The following is a 19,686-nucleotide window of genomic DNA, read 5'->3' on the forward strand; positions in this document are numbered from 1 at the left end:
CGGAGGCGACTGCCGTCGTTGTGGAGAATGACGTCATGGATGCAGCAAACAATGCCGACCTGCATCTTTACGATGTCGATGCCGTCTCCTTTGCCGCCGGCGGACGCACCATCCTGTCTCCGCTCACCATGACGCTTCGGCCGGGGCGTTTCTACGGCCTGGTCGGACCGAACGGGTCGGGCAAGAGCACGCTGCTGAAACTGCTGGCGCGCCAGCAGGATCCGGCCGCCGGCTCGATCCGGCTTTCAGGCAGGCCGCTCGAAACCTACGGCACGCGCGATTTCGCCCGCTGCGTCGCCTACATGCCGCAGTTCACGCCGCCGGCAGAAGGCATGAATGTGCGTGAACTGGCCAGCCTCGGCCGGTTTCCATGGCATGGTGCACTCGGCCGTTTCGGCACCGATGACGAGGACAAGGTCACCCGGGCCTTGGCGCAGACGTCGCTCGCTGCCCTTGCCGAACGCATGGTCGACAGCCTGTCGGGGGGAGAGCGGCAGCGCGCCTGGCTTGCCATGATGCTGGCGCAGGACACACACTGCCTGCTGCTCGACGAACCGACCTCGGCACTCGACCTCGCGCATCAGGTCGAGATCCTGGCGCTGGTGCGCGAGCTCAGCCGCAAGCAGGGTCTCGCCGTCGTTGCCGTCCTGCACGATATCAACATGGCGGCTGCCTTCTGCGACGAACTGATCGCGTTGCGCGAAGGCCGGATCGTCGCACGCGGCACGCCGGAGCTGATCCTTGAGCCCGAGATGCTGGACAGCATCTACGGTTTGGCCATGGGCATAACCAGGCATCCGCAAACCGGTGCGCCGATCAGCTATGTCCTCTAGGCGCGACGGCCAACCAGCGGGCGTATCGGGTTTGCCTGGTCTCGACAGGCGAGCTTTCCTGGTCCTGGCCACCTCGGCCCTGCTGCCGCTGCCGGCATCCGCAGCCCCGCCGCGTATTGCCGTCATCGACTGGGGGCTGCTCGAAACGGCGCTGGCGATCGGTGTCGAGCCTGCCGCCGCGACAGAGTTGAAGCAGTTCGCCCGCATCGCCGTGGAGCCGGCGGTGCCTGAAAGCGTCGTCGACCTCGGCCTGAGGGGGGCACCGAACTACGAGCTGCTGCGCATCCTCGCTCCCGACCTGATCCTGATCTCCGGCTTCTACGAATATCAGCGTTCCTCGCTGGAGCGCATTGCCCCGGTGTTGGCGTTGCCGATCTATGAAGCCGGCAAGCCGCCTTACCCGCTGGCGCAGTCATCGCTTCTGGCTTTGGGCGAGCGCATCGGGCGCAAGGAGGCCGCAGACCGCTACGCCTCGGAGACGGCCACCGAACTGTCGGAGCGGCGCCTGGCCCTGCGTTCCTTCGCGTCACGCCCGGCCTTTCTGATCAGCCTTGGTGATGCCCGCCATTTCCGTGCCTTCGGTGCGGACTCCATGCCGGGCGACGTGCTGGCGCGGCTCGGCATAGCCAATGCCTGGAAGGACGACACCAGCTACAGCGCGGCGGCGCCGGTCGGCATCGAGGCGCTTGCCCGCGTCCCGGAAGCCTCGATCATCGTGCTTGCGCCTCTGCCGGCGGAGGTCAGCCGTGGTCTGCCCGACAATGCGCTGTGGAACGCCCTGCCGGCCGTCCGCGAAGGGCGTGTCGCGGTGCTCGATCCGGTCAACCATTTCGGCGGTCTGCCATCGGCACGTCGCTTCGCGCGCCTGCTGGCCGATGCCATGGCACCGGGGCCGGGTCATGACTAGGCGCATCCCGATACCGATACTGCTGTGGAGTGGATTCGGGCTTTTCGCCTGCACGCTCTTCGGCCAGAAGGTCGCTGCGCAGTGGTCCGGGCTGCACCCAGGGCAGGCTGTGGATCTCGATCGCGTCATCCTGTTCTACGGCCTGCTGCCGCGGGCCGCCGTTGCCGTGCTTGCCGGCGCGGCACTCGGGCTTTCGGGCCTGCTGCTGCAGCGCATATTACGCAATCCGCTGGCCGAGCCGTCGACGCTGGGCATCTCGGCCGGCGCGCAACTGGCCCTGGCGCTGGCAACGCTCTATGCGCCCGCCTTGATCGAGCATTCGTCCGCCGGGGTGGCGTTTGCCGGTGGCACGCTTGCCGTGGCGCTGATCCTTGCCCTGACCTGGCGACGCGGGCTGGAACCGGTCTCGGTCGTGCTGGCCGGCATGATGGTGGCGCTGACCGCCAATGCCGCCGGTGCCGCGCTGATCCTGGCCAATGGCGACTATCTGTTTTCGCTGTTCATCTGGGGTGGCGGCTCGCTCGTCCAGCAGGGTTGGGATCCCGCCATCGCCATCGGCTGGCGGCTTGCCGTCGGCCTTGCCGCTGCCGTCCTGCTCATGCGGCCGCTTGCCATACTCAGCCTCGACGATGTCGCTGCGCGCGGCCTTGGCCTATCGTTGAATGGCAGCCGCTTCCTGTTGATCGCGCTGGCGGTCTGGCTGGCGACCACCGTGGTGGCGGAAGTCGGTATCATCGGATTCGTCGGTCTCGCCGCACCGGTGCTGGCCACCTTGTCTGGCGCCCGTTCGCTGAAGCAGAAGCTGATTGCTGCTCCGCTGATCGGCGCCGTGCTGCTTTGGCTGACGGACGGCCTGGTGCAACTCGCTGCCGGGGCCGGCGGCGAAAGGGTGCCGACAGGTGCCGCGACCGCCTTGCTGGGCGGGCCGCTGCTGCTCTGGTTGCTGCCGCGCCTGCGCCTCTTCGAATGGCCTTCACTCGATCGGCCTGCACACACGGCACGCCGTGCTGTCCGTCCCTGGCTCTGCGTCGCCATGCTCGCATCGGCTGGCGTCATCGCGCTGGCCGTTGCGCTGCTGCTCGGCCAGGGGCCGCACGGATGGTCGCTCGCCGGCGGTGACCTGCTGGCTGATCTGGTGTCATGGCGCCTGCCGCGCGTCGTCGTCGCGGCCGCCTGTGGGGGCATGCTCGCCGCCGCCGGCGTCGTCATCCAGCGCGTGACCTCCAACCCGCTGGCGAGCCCTGAGGTGCTGGGCATCGGCGCCGGTGCCGGTGCCGGCCTGGCGGCCGTCCTGCTGTTCACGGCAAGCGCCGGGCTCGGCTGGCAGCTGGCCGGCTCGACTGCCGGAGCACTCGTGGCGCTCGCCGTGATCCTGGTCATCGCTGCGCGTGGCAATCTCGGCCCCGAACGGCTCCTGTTCGCCGGCATCGCGATGAACGCGCTGTGCAGCGCGGTGCTTGCGGCCGTCATCGCGCTCGGCAACGCGCAATCCTACCGGCTGCTTGGCTGGCTGACCGGCTCCACCATCCAGGCAAACTGGCTGGAGGCGTCGATCGCCGTGATTGGCCTTCTCCTGATCACCGCCCCATTGCTGCTTGCCGCCCGCTGGCTGGCGATCCTGCCGTTCGGCCCCAGCATGACGCTTGCGCTCGGGCTATCGGTCCGGCTTGCCCGCAACACGTTGATCCTGATCGCCGCTTTCGCCAGTGCCGTCGCCGCCCAGTTCGTCGGCCCGCTCAGCTTCGTCGGCCTGATCGCGCCGCATCTGGCCCGCATGATCGGCCTCGATCGGCCCCGGCCGCAATTGGCCGGCGCCGTCATCCTCGGCGCGCTGCTGATGGTGGTGTCTGACTGGCTGTCGCGGATGCTGTTCTTCCCCTACCAGCTTCCCGTCGGGCTGTTCGCCTCGCTGCTGGGCGGGTTGTATCTGACCGTCCTGCTGGGCAGGGGCGTTCAGCGGCGCGGTTGATCCTGGAGTACTGGTGCCCGCCTGGCACTTTTGTAGGCGACATGCCACCAGGCGGGCTGCTTCCCCGTCGATGTGCACCTTGAGCGTCGAAGCACGGCGAACATACTTGCTTTGACGAAAAGTGGTACTCGGTGGTTGGAATTTTTTTGTGTTGGTAAACAAATAGGGGCAGCAGCGGAGTGATTATTACTGATCGTGTGAAGTAAATTATGAATTTACCGTGGTTCTTCAAGTAAGTGGGCGAGGCGCCCTGTACCAAAATATTCTGGTTTGTGTATCATTTGGTTGGCAAATGATCGTATCTCTGAGGGGGAAGCACGTTCATTTGCGGAAAAATTCAACCATGATTCGTGTATGTCGCTCGGATATCTTGAAAACCATCGAAGTAGGCCCGTGGCGGGTCATTCGACGATAGCCGCACCATGCGTACTATACGTGCGCAAAACACAATGCTAGCGTCGATGGATGACCGCAGTCTCACCGCTTCAGGAACGTATCCGCAACCAGCTTCAGGCGGAGTTTTTCACCGGCATCCAGGTTGGCGAGCGCATCAACGAGGCGGAGATCGCCTCGGCGCTGGGCGTCTCGCGCACGCCTGTTCGTCAGGCGCTGATGCAGTTGCAGCGCGAGGGCATCGTCAGCTACGAGCCGAACCGCGGCTTCAGGCTGGTCGAAGCGGTTCCGCGCGACGCCGAGCAGGCCGGTGCGCTGTCGCTCGATGAAAAGGTGATGCGCGACATGGCGCTTGGCCTGCTGGACGGCGTCATCAGCGAACGCGCGCTTCTCGGGCGCTACGGTGCGACGCAGGGTGCACTGACATCCACCTTGCGTCGCCTGATGCGCGACCAGCTGGCGGAACCTTCCCCGGGGCGCGGCTGGATTTTTGCCGACGTCGGGGCGGCGGCGCTGGAAGACGGTTATCGTCTGCGCCAGATCATCGAGCCGGCCGCGATCCTGTCCGACCGCTATCAGATCGACGAAGCCGCGCTTGAGGCGCTCGACGCCGAGCACGTGCGGGCCATCGAGGCGATGGAGACCATGGACAGCCGGCGCCTGTTCGAGCTCGATGCCAAGTTTCACCTGATGGTTGCCCAGGGCACCGGCTCGGCCAGCCTTGTCGCGGCGATAGCGCGGCAGAACAACATCCGCCGAGTCAACGAATATCTCGGTTTCGGCCGGGCTGAGCGCATCCGCCAGTCGATGGTCGAGCACCGCGGAATCATGGCGGCGTTGCGGGCCACCGAACATCAGGTCGCTGCAGCGCTGATGCGCATGCATCTGCAGATCTCGCGCGAGGAAACCTTCATCCATCTCGAGGAGGACCTCGAATCCGTGCGCTCCGGCCGCGTTCGCATCGGTGGCGAAGACGGTTGAGGGGGATGCTCAGCCGAACGGCGACTCTTCGGCAAAGCGGCGGATGACATTCTCGGTGATGGCGGCGATGTGATTGTCGTAGCCGTTCCAGGCCATGGCGCCGGCCCAGGCGATCGATCCGGTCGAGAAAACGGCACCGCCATTCTGCGTCTCGAAAAACACCATGTCGGCGCGGATGAGGTCGCACTGGGTTCCCGACCATGTCGGGGTCGGGTCGAGCAAGTCCTCCGGTGTCATCAGGTAGATGTCGGTATGCAGCCGGGACGACGCCAACACCAGCGCGTGCGGTGGCGTGCCGAGGCTGAAATCGGCACGGTCGATCTCGTTGCCGGCGGCGCCACCGCCATTCAGGCCGAAATCGCCGAGGATATCGCCCTTGATGCCGTCAAAGATGAAGGCGGCGCGCGGATCGTGGCTCGACGTGTTGCGCAGATAGGGCGATGACAGATCGAACCCCTGTGCCGTCATGCCGACGCCGAAGACCTGCTGCGGCGCGCGGCCGATGCGACGCCACAGGCCGCCGAGTTCATCGGTGAACTGGTGCCAGTAGTTGCCTGTGCCCGGCTCCCAGCCGCGAATGCCGGATTCCGCGCGCCGGCACTCGATCACGCCCGGCAACGTCTCGCTGTAGGCGATGCGCCAGTAGAAACCATTGCCGCCGAGATAGGCGACGCGCCCGCCCTTGGCCAGGAACCCCTGATAGGCATCCAGCATGCGGGTGCTTGTGTATTCGGGATGGCTGCCGGTGAGCACGGCACGATAGCCGTCGAAAGCCGCGACGCCCTCGCGGTCAAGATCCTCGTCGGTCAGCACGTCGTAAGCGATGCCGCGATCCTCGAGGAAGCCGAGGATGTGTGTGTCCGCGTTGAATTGCCAGATGTTCGAGCCGGAGCCGCCGATGAAACCCTGCACCTTGGGCTGGAAGTCGAGGATGGGGCGCAGCCTCGACGAATAGAAGACGCCAGATCCGTCATTGTGCACTTCATACAGCGACAGGCCGTATTCGGGATGTTGCTGCAGGTGCAGATGATGCCGGTCGAGCTGCAGCAATTGTCCGGCGCCGATCTCGGTCTCCGAGACATCGATGCCGAGGCGATGGTTCGCATAAGCCATGTAGCTGGCGGTCGGCAGCACGAAGACGACATCGTTCCTGTGGTGCCTTGCCCGAACGGCGAGCACGACGAAATATTCGGCCTGTCTGTCCTCGTGCGAAAACAGCCGTACGGCATAGACGCCGCTTTTGAGATCGTGCGGCAAGGTCACCGTGAAGTCGGTCTGCCAGCCGGCGTCGTAGAGATCGTCGTCGTGGAAGTGGACCGCGGCATAGCTGGCGGGGTCTTCTGTCCAGCGATGCAGGCCGCTGTTCCATCGACAGCCTGAAACGGCCCGGTGCGGCAGGTTGAGGAAACGGCCGTCCAGCCGGTGCGGGCCGCGATCCGAGAAACGATCGCCGCGCATGCCGGCGGCGAAATCCCAGTCTGCTGCCGGCGCCGGCGTGGCCGTCCTGCCAAGCATCGCCTCGACGATCGTTTCGTGCTGGTGCGCGCCATCATAGATGCGCGGATTCTCGATCTTGCCATTGAAGAAACAGCCGGGGAAACTTTCTTCCGTGTCGACTGCACCGAAACGGAAGGGCGCCTGCGGCGGCGCGTCATAGTCGCGGGCCGTTACGCTGGACGAGCCGTGATCGTCGACATTCGGAAAGCTCTTTACCGGCGTCTGGCTGACGGCCAGCCGCCCGCTCTGCACATCGTAGCTCGCAACGACGACGTACCAGGTGCGTTCCCGGCAAGGCACCCCGGAAGCGGTCGTGGTTGCGCGGTCGTCGGTTGTCAGCGCCACCGAGGCCATGGCCTTGTCATCAAGGAACAGGCTGCAGCCATTCTGCGCCGTGCCGGTTGCGATGATCGCCTGCCGGCCTCGTCCCGGCAATGTTGGCCATATCAGCGCTGCAAGAGTGAAGGAGCCGGACGGGCAGAGCCTGGTCGTCTTGTCCACCAGGCCATAGGAGCCGGTGCGAATTGCCTGCTTGCGTGCCACAAACGGCCCGCCGAGATCGACTTCGATCAGCTCGTCGCGGTAGCCCGGCCCGTCAGGATTGATGTCGCCCTGGATGATCCGTCTCAACTCGGCATCGTATGCACGCAGGCCGGTCGCGCTGACCTTGATATCGACCGTTTCACCGGGAAAGCAGCTGATCCTGTCCGCATAGGCGGTGATCTTGAGCATGGCTGGGTCCTCAGAAGGGGAGTTCTTTTCCGGTCAACTCGTGCCAGCGGCGGCGAAAGACATCCCGCTCCGCGTCGAGCTGACTGGTGTATTCGACGCCGGAGACGACGCTGACAGGAGCGCCGCGGCGTCCCGGCAGCTGCGCCAGCGCCCAGCGGCGGCAGGGCTCGATCGTGACCAGTACATATTTGCCGTCGAGCGCGCCGCCGCGCATCAGGTTGAGAACACGCTGGAGACCGGGGCTGTGATAGCCGATCGGGCTTTCCATGAATTCGGCGGCATGGGGCAGGTCGTCGTGTCCAAGCGTGTATCGTGTCATCTCAAGTGCCTTATTTCATTGAAAAGTTCATTTTAGATGCGAATCCAGGGCAATGTAGATGCGAAGAGATTCTGGAGTTTTCCTTACGAAATTATTCTTCAAGTGCGTTGGCCTGCTTCGTTTGGCTAGATCCAAAATGCATTATTTGTTGACAAAGCACATTTTGGCTGTTTTGGTCAATCATCGGATTTCGGAGGAGACGAAAAGATGACCGCAGCCAGCCAGTCATGGGAGCAACGCGAGAGCGGGAGCTTCTTCCACACCTTCAGCGACCTGCCTTCCTTGAGCGAGGACGGGCCGGTGGTGGTCGAGAGGGGGGAGGGCGCCTACATCGTCGATACCGGCGGCCGCCGCTATTTCGAGGGCAATTCCGGCCTGTGGAACATGACGCTGGGTTTTTCCGAACGGCGCCTGGCGGACGTTGCAGCCCGCCAGTATGCCGAATTGCCTGGCTACCACACCTTCTTCGGCCGCAACTCCAAGCCGTCGATCGCACTTGCCGAAAGGATGCTGGCGCTGGCGCCGGTGCCGATGAGCCGGGCGTTCTTCACCAATTCAGGCTCGGAAGCCAATGAATCGGTGGTCAAGCTGCTGTGGATGATGTGGGCGTTCGAAGGCCATCCGCGACGCCGCAAGTTCCTGACCCGCAAGAACGCCTATCATGGCGCGACAGTGATGGCCGCGTCGCTGACGGCCAAGGACTACAACAGGGCGTTCGGCTTGCCGCTGCCCGAAATCGTGGTGCTCGATTGCCCGCACGCCTACCGCTACGCCGCGCCTGACGAGAGCGACGACGAGTTCTGCGCGCGCCTGGCGGCCAGTCTTGAAGCCACCATCCAGGCCGAGGATCCGGAAACCATTGCCGGCATGTTTGCCGAGCCGGTGATGGGGGCAGGGGGCGTCATCGTACCGCCGAAGAACTATTTCCGGCACATCCAGCCGGTCCTGCGGCGGCACGGCATTCCGCTGGTTGCGGACGAGGTCATCTGCGGGTTTGGCCGCACCGGCAGCCTGTGGGGAACCCAGGCCGTGGGCATGCAGCCGGACATCATGGTGGCATCGAAGAGCATGTCGGCCGGATATTTTCCGATGGGTGCTGTCATGCTGTCCGAAGACATCGACCGGCGCGCGAAAGCTGCAGCCGAGGCGCTCGAGGAATTTCCGCACGGTTTCACCACCGGAGGGCATCCGGTCGGCTGTGCCGTTTCGCTGGAGGCCATCCGCATCATCACCGAGGAAGGTCTCGTCGACCACGTTCGGGATGTCGGCGCGATTCTTCAGAGCGGCCTGGAGCAGCTTGCCGAACATCCGATGGTCGGCGAGGCGAGGGGTGTCGGGCTGATGGGCGCTCTCGAAATGGTTGCCGACAAGCGAAGCAAGACGCCATTCGCCGGCCATTTGCGCATCGGCGAACGGATCGCCAAGGCGGCGCGCGAGCGTGGTTTCATCATTCGACCGCTCGGCTCTTCCGTTGTGCTGGCGCCGCCCTTCATTTCGACCGCAGCCGAGATCGTGTCGCTGGTGGCTGTGATCGGAGAAATCCTCGATCTGGTTCACGCCTCGGCCCGCAAAGAGGCGGCCTGAGCCACTTCCGTCCAGACCACAGCCCAGTCTGGACGAAGTCCAACGGTGCGCCGCGTCGATCCCTTACGGGGCGGCGCGCCGTTGGAACATAAGGACGACTGACGCAGGGAACGCGTCCAACACAAGACCAGGCCCCGCAAAACGGGCGGGAACAAGCCGAAAACGGCTGAAAACAATGGGAACAAGCCAATGACAGATACAAAACCGACGCTGGAGCGGCGCCTCAGCGCTACATCGGCCGCGATGTTCGGCCTTTCCTACATGTCCCCCATGGTGGTGATTGCGACATTGGGGGCGATCGCGGTCAAAACCGGCGGCGCAGTCGCGCTGGCTTATGTGATCGCCACCGCCGCCATGCTGCTCACGGCCGCCAGCTATGGCTACATGGCGGCGCGCAATCCCAAGGCCGGATCGGCGTACACCTACGCGTCCGGCGTGTTCGGCCCGATGGCCGGCTTTGCTGTCGGCTGGGTGCTTCTGCTCGACTATTTCTTTATCCCGATGGTGATCTGCCTGCTGACGGCCACCGGCCTGTCGACCTTGGCGCCCGGCGTGCCGTTCTGGATCTGGGTGGTTGCGGTCGCGGCGCTGTCGACGCTCGTCAACACGCTGGGCATCAGGCTGACCGATCGCATCAATCTGGCGATCATGGCCGTGCAACTGCTGATGGTCTTGGCGCTGATCTATCTCTGCATCCGCTTCGCCCTCGGCACGCCGCAGATCGGCACACTCGTCTCGACGCGGCCGTTCTTCAACGAGGACACCACCTTGCCTCTGGTGATGGCGGGTGCGGCAGTGGCCTGCTATTCCTTCCTTGGTTTCGACGCAATCTCCACGCTTTCGGAAGAAACCGTCGACCCGCGACGCAACATCCCGCGCGCCATCATGCTGGCCACATTGCTTGGCGGGGCGATCTTCCTGGTCGCCGCCTACCTCATGATGCTGGTGCATCCTTCCCTCGACTATGCGAGCATCGATACAGCGGCGTATGAGATCGTCGGGCAGATCGGCGGCGAGACGTTCAAGACCGTCTTCACCGTCATTGTCACCATCGCCTTCTTCGCTGCCGGTCTGTGCGCCCATGCCAGCGCCTCGCGACTGCTGTATGTGATGGGGCGCGACGCGATCCTGCCGCCCATCGGTTTCGGTTACATCCATCCGTCCTTCAAGACGCCGGTGGTCAACATCGTGCTGGTTGGCGTGGTCATGCTGGGCGCCGCCAGATTCGACATCGCGACATCGACCTCGTTCATCAACTTCGGTGCCTTCACCGCCTTTTTCGCCGTCAATCTCTGCGTCGTGGCCAGCGTGATGCGCTCGGGCGACCAGCCCCGCAACGTCCTCGCCATGCTCCTTGGCCTGGCTGGAGCCGTGTTCTGCGGCTCGCTGTTCTTCAGCCTCGACGGATTGGCTGTCGAACTCGGTCTCGGCTGGCTGGCAGTCGGCTGCCTCTATCTGCTGTTCCGGACACGGGTACTCACCCGCCCGTTGCCACGCATGGTCGTCGACGTCTGAGGGGCGGCTTCACCTTCACCATCCAGAGCGCCCGTCCGCCGAGGGCTGGCACGCCTCGATCCATCCAGGGAGTCTTCGATGACAGACCATACGGAAAGTGTATCGCCAGGCCTTCAATCCGGCGCGATCCGCATCTGGGAGAGCGTCCTTATCTCCATCGCCTCGTCGGCGCCGGGGCAGGCAACCGCGGTGTCGCTCGGCTTGCTCATTCCGGCCACCGCCTATGCGGGCGGGCTGTCGATCATTGCCACCACCACGGCCATGCTGGCAATCGCCTGGTCCTATCACCGTCTCAACATGTGGCAGCAGAACGCCGGCGGCGCCTATGTCTGGGTCGGCCGCGCCGTCAGTCCTTATCTCGGCTACCTGGTCGGCTGCCTGATGCTGGCCGGATACCTGCTCGGCACGGTCAGCGACATCCTGCCGATCGGCCCGGCGATCCTGACGCTGCTCGGTTTTGCCGACGTCTCCAATGCCTGGGGTGAAGTGATCTCAGCGACGGTGCTCGGCGGCATCACGGTCATCTACGCGATCGTCGGCATCCACATGACGGCGCGCTTCCAGACATTCATCTCGCTGGTCGAGCATCTGATCCTGGTAAGCTTCTGCATCATCGGCGTCTATGTCGTGTTCATCATGAAGCGCGCCGGCACGGTGACGCCGACGTGGGAATGGCTGTCGCCGAAGGGAGTGGGCGGCGCCGGCAGCCTGATCGCCGGCATGATCGTCGCCGTCTATCTCTTCACTGGCTGGGACACGTCGATCTACCTCAACGAAGAGACCGAGAGGCCGGAGGTCAATCCAGGCAAGGCCGCCTTGTGGTCGGTGGCGATCCTCGGCGTCTATTACACGGTGCTGGTGGTGACGCTGCAGGGGGCGGCTTCGCTTGCCGACATCAGCGCGCATCAGGACTCGGCGCTGATCTTCATCGCCCACCAGTTGGTCGGCTCGCCGTGGGACAAGGCGATGGCACTCGCCATCGTGCTGTCGATCCTCGGCACCACCCAGGCCTTCCTGGTCGGCGCGGCCCGCATCTCCTTTGCCATGGCCCGCGACCGGCTGCTGCCTGAAGTACTCGGCGAGATCAGCCCGAAATACCGCACGCCGGCCAAGGCAACGATCATCTTCGGTGTTTCGATGATCGTGGTGACCTGGCTCTACGTCTTCCTGTCGTCGGTGGCCGGTGCCTTCGACACTGTCGTCAGCGTCGTCGGCATCATGTTCGCGCTGTTCTACGCAGTGACCGGCTTTACGGTGACCTGGGCGTTCCGTGCCACCGTGACGGCTAGTCCGCGCAACCTGATAAGCCTCGGCCTGATCCCGGTGCTTGGCGGTGGGGTCCTGCTGGCCATCGCGCTGGCCTCCATTCGCCAGCTCGAGCCGCCGGCATTCTGGTCGCTGATCGCGATCGCGCTTGTCAGCTGCGTAATGATGACGGTCGCCCGGTTTGGCAGAGGCGCGGCATTCTTCCAAACCCGGGCAACCGAAGCCGGCCCGCAGACAATCTGACACACCAACTCATCCGCCCTGGAGTCTCGCATATGAACTACGATCTTGCGTCACGCCTCGATCCATCGCCATTCCCCGATCACCCTCGGTCTGAAGGGCATTCGCACTCGCCAGTGGCCGGGCGGCTGACGTTGAAGCAACTCGGCCAGGCGATCAGCGAAGGCGCGATCGACACGGTCATCGTCGCGATGACCGATATGCAGGGCAGGCTGATCGGCAAGCGCCTGACCGGCCGGTTCTTTATGGAGACGGGCGCCGGCAGGCAGCTGTTCTGCGACTACTTCCTGGCCACCGACATGGAGATGACGCTGGTGCCCGGTTATGACAGCGCCTCCTGGCAGAAGGGTTATGGCGATTTTGCCCTTGTGCCGGACCTGGCCACGACACGCGCCATTCCGTGGCTCGAAAAGACGGCGATCGTCCTGGCCGATGTCACAAGCCGCGACGGCGTTACGCTGCATCACTCGCCGCGGCAGATGTTGCGTCGCCAGTTGCAGCGACTGGCCGACATCGGGCTTGCCGCCGATATGGCCGCCGAACTCGAATTCTACCTGTTCAACCAGACCTTCGACGAGGCACGGGCCGGAAAATACCAGGATCTCAAATTCTCCAGCTGGTACCCGGAGGATGGCCATATTTTCCAGACCAGCAAGGACGAGCCCTATATCCGTGCGATCCGCACCCTGATGGAGCAGGCGGATATTCCCGTCGAGGGTTCCAAGGCCGAATGCAGTCCCGGCCAGCAGGAAATCAACCTGCAATATGCCGGGGCGCTGGAAACATGCGACCGCCTCGTCCTCTACAAGAATGGCTGCAAGGAGATCGCCCACCGGATGGGCAAGGCCGTCAGCTTCATGCCGAAGCTGGACGAGAAGCTGTCCGGCAGCTCATGCCATGTCCATATCTCGCTGTGCGACATCGCAAGCGGTGCCTCGGCCTTCCATGATCCGTCCGCTGCCAACGGCATGTCCGCCACGTTCCGGCATTTCCTCGCGGGTGCCATTGCCCATGCGCCGGCAGCGACCTTCTTCTATGCGCCCAACATCAATTCCTACAAACGCTTCACCGAGGGCACGTTCGCGCCGACGCGACTGGCCTGGTCGGTCGACAACCGCACGACCGCTTTCCGCGTGCTCGGGCATGGCGCATCGCTGCGCTTCGAATGCCGGGTCCCGGGCGCCGACGCCAATCCCTATCTTGCTTTCGCGGCGCTGATCGCCAGCGGGCTGGCAGGCATCGAGAACAGGTTGGAACCAGACGTTGAACATGTCGGCGATGCCTATGGTGCGACCGCGGTGCCACGCGTTCCCAGGACCATGGCGGACGCGCTGCGGCATCTGGAAACATCGCAGGCGATGCGCGCCGGTCTGGGCGACGGCGTCGTCGACCACTACCTGCATTCCGGCCGCTGGGAACTCGGCGCGTTCGAGACAACCGTTACCGATTGGGAGCGGATCCGTCTCTTCGAGAGGTGCTGATCGTACAGGCGGGAACGGGCCGTCCGCGCTGTCTAAACCTTGCGAAAGGGCGGCCCAACGACATTTCCGGCGAAAAGCGCGAGCCAGACGATGACCGGTTGAAGCGGCAGGCGCATGGCGTGATAGACCCATTGCCAGAGCGAAGGGTCACCACTCAGCGTATCGTAGGCGTGCTTTATGTTGGCCGGAAAAACGCAGATGGCATAAAGCGACAGGCCTGCACCAGCGTAACGCCTTGCGCGCGGCGCAAGCAGGCCAATCGCACCGGCGATCTCGCAAAGTCCGGTGAGGAATATAACGCGTTCGGGTTCCGGAACCCAGCCGGGCGTTATGCGCAGGAACGGTTGCGGTAAGGCGATGTGAAGCACGCCGGCCGCGCCGAAGAAGATCGCCAGCGCAATGGCGCATCCAAACCGTCGACGCTCAATCCTTGCCGTCATCTGCTATTCGCTCTTCCACCGATCGCGCGATGGCTTGCAGATCCCGCTTGCGGCCGGCAACCCGCTCGATGGCGGCGACGACGAGATCGCCGGCGACGTAGTCCGGCTTGTGGCCGAGATTGCGGACGACGATCAGTTGCGAGCCGCGTATGTCGCGGGCGAGGTGACGCGAGTGGATTTCGGGGGAGACTATTCTGTCGGCATCGCCCGTTATGATGACTGTCGGCGCCTTGATGTCGGGATAATCGCGGCTGGCGGTCTTGGCCCAGTCGCTGAGTGCGGCGATCTCCTGCGCGTTGTGCCGGAAACGGCCCGGGCTGATCGCCTGCAATGCGCGGGTTTTCCTGACATAATCATCGGGACGTGGATTGGGAGCGAACACCGCATCCGCTGCTCCTTCGATCGCGGCGAAACCGAGCGGCGGGACCACCAGTGCGCTGAACACATGGCCGATGACCGGGGTCCGGGCAACATCGTAGTACCAGTCGATGCCCGTCGACCAAGGATAGACGGCCGGCGACAGAAAAACGAGACCGATCACCTTTTCAGGGTGACGAACGGCAAAAGCGGCGGCAATCGCTCCACCGAACGAATGCCCGACGATGATGGCCCTGTCGATTCCGCGTTTTTCCATCAATGTCGAGATCGCGTCGGCCTGGCCATCGGGAAGGATGTTCCGTGCACCACCGGCGTCGGAGGCGCCATGGCCCGGGCGGTCTACGAACAGCAGGGCGGCTCTTCCCTCCAGTCTCTCCCGAAAGGACAGCAGTTGGTCATAAAGGCTGCTGCTGGCGCCATGAATGAATACGATCGGCGGCAGATCCGCCTTCGCACCAGGCTTAAGCAGAACACTGTTCAGCTTGTAGCCGCCGACATCGATCCGCACCGCCTCGACCTCGCTGGCCACCCCGCGATGTGCGGGCATGGCCAGGGACACAGCCAGTCCCATCACCAGCAGCGGTTGCATGAAAGAACGAAAAGCCATTCGTGAGATCCGGTGGGCTTGGCATGGCGGCGGCACAGACAGTGGGCGTTTGGTGACTATACGCCGGAAATGCCCGATCGGATCAAAGCGGCAAGCTGGAGCGGGTAGCGGGAATCGAACCCGCGCGTTCAGCTTGGGAAGCTGACAGGCTACCATTACATCATACCCGCGCGCCGCCTCGTTAGCATGGCCCCGGTACGTCCGGCAATGACAAAGCCGCAACTTGAAGCGGGCGCCGCGAGCGCGTATCTCAACGGGGGAGTTCGAAGGAGAAGAGCCTTTGTCCGCATTGACCCGCTTCCTTGGCGATTCGCCGTTCAAGGTGTTTCTGAAGCTGCTCGTGGTGTCGTTCCTCGTCGGCATCGTCATGAGCGCGTTCGGCTGGTCGCCGTTCGACGTGCTCTATGGTATCCGTGATTTCTTCATCGATCTGTGGAATCTCGGCTTCCGCGCCGTCGACCGTTTCGTCGGCTACATCCTGCTCGGCGCAGCCATCGTCATTCCGGCCTTCATCCTGCTGAGGCTGGCGAGCTATCGCAAATAGCGCACCACGCTGAGACGTCAGAGCATCTGGTAGTCAGGTGGAACACTTGGCGTTACAAAATGCAGCGAAAACAAAAAGTTGGAGCGTTTCCTTGAAAAACGGAAACGCTCCAGGTCAGGCCGTGGCGGTAGCCTCCTCGAACAGGATGGCGTGGCGTTCGACCAGCGTCGGCACGTCGGTCGAATAGCCGCCACCGATGACCCCGCACAGCGGCATGCCGCGAGTACGGACGGTTTCGATCACCAGCCGGTCGCGGGCGCGGATGCCGGCATCGCTCAGCGAAAGCCGGCCGAGCCGGTCCTCGGCATGCACGTCGACGCCGGCATTGTAGAAGACGAGGTCCCAGTGCCGCAGGCTGCATAACCTTGGCAGAATATCGGCCAGCCGTTCCAGATAGGCACCATCCTCCATGCCGTCCGGCAGGCCTATGTCGAGGTCGGAGGCGATCTTGCGCACCGGATAGTTGCGCTCGCCATGCATGGAGAAGGTGAAGACCCGTTCCTCGTCGCGCAGGATATCGGCGGTACCGTCGCCCTGATGTACGTCGAGATCGACCACCAGCACATTGCCGACCAGGCCTTCCTCGAGCAGCGCAAGTGCGGCGACGGCAACGTCGTTGAAGGTGCAGAAGCCGGCGCCCTGCGTTCGTCTGGCGTGATGGCTGCCACCGGCCGCGTTGCAGGCGATGCCGTGTTCGAGCGCCAACCTGGCTGCCAATACCGTTCCAGCCGCCGCGAGCTGCGCGCGCAGCGACACCCGCGGACCGACCGGAAAGCCGATCTCGCGCTCGATGCCGGCTGGCACGGTGCAGTCGATGACCTGGTCGACATAGGTCGTGTCATGCGCAAGCTTCAGCCATCGCGGCGCTGCCGGTTCCGGCTGGTGCAGAGCGTCTGTCAGTCCGCGCGCGATCAACGCCTGCATCAGCAGCGGATACTTGCGCATCGGGAAACGATGGTTGACGGCGAAGCCGGCGTCATAGTCGGGATGATGGGCGATTTGCAGGGGCAAGCGGTCGTACTCGGGGATGACGCCAGGGAGGCAATTCGATTGCCCAGGCTGATTGTCAGTTGCATGGCAGGGTGAAATTGGGCCACATCGGTGCCACGTTCAAGACATCTCCGGGAGAGCAAGCTGGATCAGGCGTCGTCAGCGGTCGCGAGCCGGCCGTTTTCGGTCACCAACCGTTCGGTGCTTGCCATCGCGGTGCCGATGACTCTTGCCTATCTCACCACGCCGTTGCTCGGCCTGGTCGATACGGCGGTCGTCGGCCAGTTCGGCGATGCCGCGCTGCTCGGCGGGCTTGCGGCCGGCGCGCTGGCGTTCGACGTCGTCTTCACGACGTTCAATTTCCTGCGTTCCGGAACCACCGGGCTGGTCGCTCAGGCCTTCGGCCGCGGCGACGCTGCCGAAGAACAGGCCGTTTTCTGGCGCGCGGTGCTGATCGCCATCGTCGCCGGCGTCATCCTGGCGGCGCTCGCGCCGATGGTATCACTGCTCGGCCAGAAGTTCATGGGCGCCGAGGCGCGTGTCAGCGAGGCGATGGACACCTATGTCCGCATCCGCCTGCTGGCGGCCCCCTTTTCGCTCGTCAACTACGCCATCCTCGGCTACGTGCTCGGGCGGGGCGAGGGCAATCTCGGCCTGTTTCTGCAGATCGTGCTCAACGGCATCAACATCGCCTTGTGCATCGTGCTCGGGCTCGAACTCAACTGGGGCGTATCGGGCGTCGCCTGGGCAACGGTGATCGGCGAGTTTTGCGCCATGCTGCTCGGACTGGCGATCGTGCTGAGGCGCTTCGCGCGCAGCGGGCGGCTGCCGGTCAGCCGCATCCTCGACTGGACGGCCTACAGGCACATGATGTCGCTTAACCGCGATATCATGATCCGCTCGTTCTCGCTGCTTGCCGCCTTTGCCTTGTTCACCCGCCAGGGTGCCCAGTTCGGCACGGTGACGCTGGCCGCCAATGCCGTGCTGATGAACTTCTTCCTGATCGCCGGCTATTTCCTGGACGGCTTCGCCACCGCGGCTGAACAACTCGCCGGCCGCGCCATCGGTGCCCGTGCCGAAAGCTCGTTCCGTCGCGCGGTTCGGCTCACATTGTGGTGGGGCTACGGGCTGGCCGGCACGGCGACCCTGGTGCTGCTGTTCGGCGGCGCCGCACTCGTCGGCGTCGTCACCACCTCGGATGCTGTGCGCGACGTTGCCGACATCTATCTGCCCTGGGCCGCCTTCACGGCGATCAGCGGCGTGCTCGCCTTCCAGATGGACGGCGTCTTCATCGGCGCCACCTGGTCACGCGACATGCGCAACATGATGTTATTGTCGTTCGTCGTCTTCCTGGCCGCATTGCTGACGCTGGCGCCGGCCTTCGGCAATCACGGCCTATGGGCTTCGCTGCACGTCTTCCTGCTGGTGCGCGGCTTCAGCCTGTTCGCCATCATGCGGCGGCGGGTGCGGGAAGCGTTCTAGGAGGCAGTAGGCAGTGGCGGTGTCTTCGTCGCAGTGCTGGACTCTGGTGTTCCAGACAGCGTCTCGTCGTGCTCCTCTCGACTGCCGGCTGCCTATTCCCCCAATCCCTTCTTCAGCCACTCATCCAACCGGCTGTCGCGCAGATCGCGAATGGATTTCAGCCCATCCTTTTCCACGGCGCGCAGCATGCCGCTGACGATGCGTCCCGGCAGTGACGGGCCAGCATAGATCATGCCGGTGTAGAGCTGGACGAGGTCGGCGCCGGCGCGGATCTTTTCCAGCGCGGTTTCCGTGGAATCGACACCGCCGACGCCGATGATAGCGCGGTCCGGGCCGAGCAGCCTGCGCATCCGCGCCAGCACCGCCGTCGAGCGTTCGAACAGCGGCTTGCCGGAAAGCCCACCGGTCTCGCCGGCATGGGCAGCACTTTTCAGTGATGGACGTGAAATCGTGGTGTTGGAGACGATGACGCCGTCGACCGCCTTTTCAGTGACCTCGGCGGCGATGTCCTCGAGCTCCACCTCGACCAGGTCGGGTGCGATCTTCAGGAACACCGGTGGCTGTTTCGTAGCTTTGGCGCGCGCCGCCATGACGCGCGACAGCAATTCTCCCAGTTGCTCACGCGCCTGCATGTTGCGCAGGCCAGGCGTGTTGGGCGAGGAGATGTTGACGGTGAGGTAGGAAGCCAGCGGCGCGAAACGCGCGACACCTTTTTCATAGTCGCCGCTACGGTCGCTGCTATCCTTGTTGGCGCCGATGTTGACGCCGACGATGCCGCTCCGGCCCTTGCGCGCCAGCAGGCGTTTCTCGGCGGCGTCATGGCCTTCATTGTTGAAGCCCAGCCGGTTGATCACCGCCTCGTCGCGGGTGAGGCGGAAGATGCGGGGTTTCGGATTGCCTGCCTGCGGCAGCGGCGTCACCGTGCCGACCTCGGCAAAGCCGAAGCCTAGGCCAAGCAGCGCGTCCGGTACCTCGGCATTCTTGTCGTAGCCCGCCGCCATGCCGAGCGGGTTCGGGAAATCGAGGCCGCACAGGCTGACCTCGAGACGGGAATCACGTGGAGCGCGCGCAGCCACCGGCATGCCGCAACGCAGGGCGGTGATCGACAATCCGTGCGCCGTCTCGGGATCGAAGCTGAACAGGACCTGCTGGCCGATGCGGTCGATCAGGCTCATTCGGCCTCCAACGGCGGGAAGACATGGCTGCCGTCAGCACCGAGCGGCAGCGGCTTGACCCAGGCAACCGCATCGAGCGTGAATTCGGCATAGAGATGCGGGAACAACTCGCCGCCGCGCGAAACTTCGTATTTCAGCGCCGATCCTAGCTTCGCCTCGTCGAGCGCCACCAGCACGAGGTCGTCCAGGCCGGCAAAATAGCGGGCCGCGGTTTCCTTGACCTGGGTGCCGGTCGAGAAATGAATATAGCCGTCGGCAAGGTCGACGGGAGCTCCGGTGAAACGGCCGAGGGCTTCGGCTTCCTGCCACAGCGACTGCGGCGCGATCTTGTAGACAAATCGTGACATGGCAGC

17 protein-coding genes and 1 tRNA gene are annotated in these 19,686 nt (G+C 64.1%); 10 read left to right on the plus strand and 8 right to left on the minus strand.

Annotated features, from left to right (window positions below; genetic code table 11):
- The first annotated feature begins 35 nt into the window (after positions 1-35).
- From C1M53_RS23390 to C1M53_RS23405, 4 genes are all read left to right on the plus strand, one after another.
- Positions 36-833: an ATP-binding cassette domain-containing protein gene (locus C1M53_RS23390; protein ID WP_129414416.1), complete on the plus strand. Its 798-nt coding sequence runs from the start codon at positions 36-38 to the stop codon at positions 831-833.
- Positions 823-1,740, plus strand: coding sequence for an ABC transporter substrate-binding protein (locus C1M53_RS23395; RefSeq protein ID WP_129414417.1), 918 nt, complete (start codon positions 823-825; stop codon positions 1,738-1,740). Before C1M53_RS23390 ends, C1M53_RS23395 begins: the two co-directional genes overlap by 11 nt.
- Positions 1,733-3,709: a Fe(3+)-hydroxamate ABC transporter permease FhuB gene (gene fhuB, locus C1M53_RS23400; protein ID WP_129414418.1), complete on the plus strand. Its 1,977-nt coding sequence runs from the start codon at positions 1,733-1,735 to the stop codon at positions 3,707-3,709. The genes C1M53_RS23395 and fhuB overlap by 8 nt, the downstream gene beginning before the upstream one ends.
- A gap of 465 nt (positions 3,710-4,174) precedes the next feature.
- The gene (locus C1M53_RS23405; protein WP_129414419.1) at positions 4,175-5,083 is read left to right on the plus strand and encodes a GntR family transcriptional regulator; all 909 of its coding nucleotides are present in this window, start codon (positions 4,175-4,177) and stop codon (positions 5,081-5,083) included.
- Between the two features lie 9 nt (positions 5,084-5,092).
- Here C1M53_RS23405 and C1M53_RS23410 read toward each other — a convergent pair whose 3' ends face one another.
- Both C1M53_RS23410 and C1M53_RS23415 read right to left on the minus strand, forming a co-directional pair.
- On the minus strand, positions 5,093-7,312 hold the full coding sequence (locus C1M53_RS23410) for a N,N-dimethylformamidase beta subunit family domain-containing protein (protein ID WP_129414420.1): 2,220 nt from the start codon (positions 7,310-7,312) through the stop codon (positions 5,093-5,095).
- A gap of 10 nt (positions 7,313-7,322) precedes the next feature.
- Entirely contained in the window at positions 7,323-7,631 is a 309-nt protein-coding gene (locus C1M53_RS23415; protein WP_129414421.1) for a hypothetical protein, read from the minus strand.
- A 207-nt stretch (positions 7,632-7,838) separates the two neighbouring features.
- Between C1M53_RS23415 and C1M53_RS23420 the strand changes: the two genes are divergently transcribed.
- The 4 genes from C1M53_RS23420 to C1M53_RS23435 all read left to right on the plus strand — a co-directional run bounded on the left by C1M53_RS23420 (position 7,839) and on the right by C1M53_RS23435 (position 13,717).
- Positions 7,839-9,215: an aminotransferase gene (locus C1M53_RS23420; RefSeq protein ID WP_129414422.1), complete on the plus strand. Its 1,377-nt coding sequence runs from the start codon at positions 7,839-7,841 to the stop codon at positions 9,213-9,215.
- 189 nt (positions 9,216-9,404) lie between these two features.
- Positions 9,405-10,730 (plus strand): APC family permease, encoded by a 1,326-nt coding sequence (locus tag C1M53_RS23425; protein ID WP_129414423.1) that lies wholly within the window; start codon positions 9,405-9,407, stop codon positions 10,728-10,730.
- 78 nt (positions 10,731-10,808) lie between these two features.
- A complete protein-coding gene (locus C1M53_RS23430; RefSeq protein ID WP_129414424.1) occupies positions 10,809-12,239 on the plus strand; it encodes an APC family permease in 1,431 nt (476 codons plus the stop codon).
- A 32-nt stretch (positions 12,240-12,271) separates the two neighbouring features.
- Entirely contained in the window at positions 12,272-13,717 is a 1,446-nt protein-coding gene (locus C1M53_RS23435; RefSeq protein WP_129414425.1) for a glutamine synthetase family protein, read from the plus strand.
- A gap of 32 nt (positions 13,718-13,749) precedes the next feature.
- On the opposite strand, the gene C1M53_RS23440 is transcribed toward C1M53_RS23435, so the two are convergent.
- The 3 genes from C1M53_RS23440 to C1M53_RS23450 form a co-directional block, all read right to left on the minus strand.
- Complete coding sequence (locus C1M53_RS23440; RefSeq protein WP_129414426.1) at positions 13,750-14,157, minus strand: DoxX family protein; 408 nt, start codon at positions 14,155-14,157, stop codon at positions 13,750-13,752.
- Positions 14,141-15,082, minus strand: a complete 942-nt coding sequence (locus tag C1M53_RS23445) for an alpha/beta hydrolase (RefSeq protein ID WP_245488648.1) — start codon at positions 15,080-15,082, stop codon at positions 14,141-14,143. The genes C1M53_RS23440 and C1M53_RS23445 overlap by 17 nt, the downstream gene beginning before the upstream one ends.
- Positions 15,083-15,238: 156 nt before the next feature.
- A tRNA-Gly gene (locus C1M53_RS23450) sits at positions 15,239-15,312 on the minus strand.
- A 110-nt stretch (positions 15,313-15,422) separates the two neighbouring features.
- Between C1M53_RS23450 and C1M53_RS23455 the strand changes: the two genes are divergently transcribed.
- Positions 15,423-15,686 carry a DUF6460 domain-containing protein gene (locus C1M53_RS23455; RefSeq protein WP_129414427.1) on the plus strand — a complete coding sequence of 88 codons (264 nt, stop codon included), beginning with the start codon at positions 15,423-15,425 and terminating at the stop codon, positions 15,684-15,686.
- A gap of 114 nt (positions 15,687-15,800) precedes the next feature.
- On the opposite strand, the gene C1M53_RS23460 is transcribed toward C1M53_RS23455, so the two are convergent.
- Positions 15,801-16,697: a histone deacetylase gene (locus C1M53_RS23460; RefSeq protein WP_129414428.1), complete on the minus strand. Its 897-nt coding sequence runs from the start codon at positions 16,695-16,697 to the stop codon at positions 15,801-15,803.
- 123 nt (positions 16,698-16,820) lie between these two features.
- Here C1M53_RS23460 and C1M53_RS23465 point away from each other — a divergent pair, with 123 nt between their 5' ends.
- The gene (locus C1M53_RS23465; protein WP_165358356.1) at positions 16,821-18,158 is read left to right on the plus strand and encodes an MATE family efflux transporter; all 1,338 of its coding nucleotides are present in this window, start codon (positions 16,821-16,823) and stop codon (positions 18,156-18,158) included.
- Between the two features lie 92 nt (positions 18,159-18,250).
- Here the strand turns inward: C1M53_RS23465 and C1M53_RS23470 are convergent, their stop codons facing one another.
- Both C1M53_RS23470 and C1M53_RS23475 read right to left on the minus strand, forming a co-directional pair.
- Positions 18,251-19,333: a quinone-dependent dihydroorotate dehydrogenase gene (locus tag C1M53_RS23470; RefSeq protein WP_129414429.1), complete on the minus strand. Its 1,083-nt coding sequence runs from the start codon at positions 19,331-19,333 to the stop codon at positions 18,251-18,253.
- Entirely contained in the window at positions 19,330-19,680 is a 351-nt protein-coding gene (locus tag C1M53_RS23475) for a DUF952 domain-containing protein (protein WP_129414430.1), read from the minus strand. Before C1M53_RS23475 ends, C1M53_RS23470 begins: the two co-directional genes overlap by 4 nt.
- Between the last annotated feature and the right edge of the window lie 6 nt (positions 19,681-19,686).

Origin of the sequence: Mesorhizobium sp. Pch-S (assembly GCF_004136315.1) — a bacterium.
GTDB lineage: Bacteria > Pseudomonadota > Alphaproteobacteria > Rhizobiales > Rhizobiaceae > Mesorhizobium.

Excerpts from the sequence above, each read along its gene's own strand:
- C1M53_RS23390 (WP_129414416.1), top strand. The coding sequence starts at position 36 with ATGGATGCAGCAAACAATGCCGACCTGCATCTTTACGATGTCGATGCC.
- C1M53_RS23395 (WP_129414417.1), top strand. The coding sequence starts at position 823 with ATGTCCTCTAGGCGCGACGGCCAACCAGCGGGCGTATCGGGTTTGCCT.
- fhuB (WP_129414418.1), top strand. The coding sequence starts at position 1,733 with ATGACTAGGCGCATCCCGATACCGATACTGCTGTGGAGTGGATTCGGG.
- C1M53_RS23405 (WP_129414419.1), top strand. The coding sequence starts at position 4,175 with ATGACCGCAGTCTCACCGCTTCAGGAACGTATCCGCAACCAGCTTCAG.
- C1M53_RS23410 (WP_129414420.1), bottom strand. The coding sequence starts at position 7,312 with ATGCTCAAGATCACCGCCTATGCGGACAGGATCAGCTGCTTTCCCGGT.
- C1M53_RS23415 (WP_129414421.1), bottom strand. The coding sequence starts at position 7,631 with ATGACACGATACACGCTTGGACACGACGACCTGCCCCATGCCGCCGAA.
- C1M53_RS23420 (WP_129414422.1), top strand. The coding sequence starts at position 7,839 with ATGACCGCAGCCAGCCAGTCATGGGAGCAACGCGAGAGCGGGAGCTTC.
- C1M53_RS23425 (WP_129414423.1), top strand. The coding sequence starts at position 9,405 with ATGACAGATACAAAACCGACGCTGGAGCGGCGCCTCAGCGCTACATCG.
- C1M53_RS23430 (WP_129414424.1), top strand. The coding sequence starts at position 10,809 with ATGACAGACCATACGGAAAGTGTATCGCCAGGCCTTCAATCCGGCGCG.
- C1M53_RS23435 (WP_129414425.1), top strand. The coding sequence starts at position 12,272 with ATGAACTACGATCTTGCGTCACGCCTCGATCCATCGCCATTCCCCGAT.
- C1M53_RS23440 (WP_129414426.1), bottom strand. The coding sequence starts at position 14,157 with ATGACGGCAAGGATTGAGCGTCGACGGTTTGGATGCGCCATTGCGCTG.
- C1M53_RS23445 (WP_245488648.1), bottom strand. The coding sequence starts at position 15,082 with ATGCCCGCACATCGCGGGGTGGCCAGCGAGGTCGAGGCGGTGCGGATC.
- C1M53_RS23470 (WP_129414429.1), bottom strand. The coding sequence starts at position 19,333 with ATGAGCCTGATCGACCGCATCGGCCAGCAGGTCCTGTTCAGCTTCGAT.
- C1M53_RS23475 (WP_129414430.1), bottom strand. The coding sequence starts at position 19,680 with ATGTCACGATTTGTCTACAAGATCGCGCCGCAGTCGCTGTGGCAGGAA.